This window comes from Salifodinibacter halophilus (genome assembly GCA_012999515.1).
Taxonomy (GTDB): Bacteria; Pseudomonadota; Gammaproteobacteria; order Nevskiales; family Salinisphaeraceae; genus Salifodinibacter; species Salifodinibacter halophilus.
Genome location: JABEEB010000233.1, coordinates 1 through 274 on the forward strand (window position 1 = coordinate 1; position 274 = coordinate 274).

The window sequence follows — 274 nt, forward strand, 5'->3', positions numbered from 1 at the left end:
CTGGACGCGCCGCGAGCCATCGGCTCCGAACTGTTGTATGCCGATCCTCGGCGGCAGGTAGGCGACGCCAGCGAACTTGACCTTGTCGGCGTTGGCCACGGTGAACACCAGGGCCAGGTCCTTCCACTGGTAGTTGTTGACCAAGTGGGTTTCCGAGCTGTGCAAGGCCAACGACACCGAGTACGTACCTGCACCTACGTCCATCGAAAAAGCGGCGTCGAACTGGACAAGCTCGCCGGCGCGCACTTCGCGCAATTCCTGCCCGGTGTAGTGG

Annotated in this window: 1 protein-coding gene; it reads right to left on the reverse strand. The window is 62.4% G+C overall.

Annotation, left to right across the window (positions count from 1 at the left end; genetic code table 11):
• Window positions 1-274, reverse strand: a 274-nt coding sequence (locus HKX41_11455; GenBank protein NNC24748.1) for an ABC transporter ATP-binding protein, incomplete at both ends; no start/stop codon positions are given.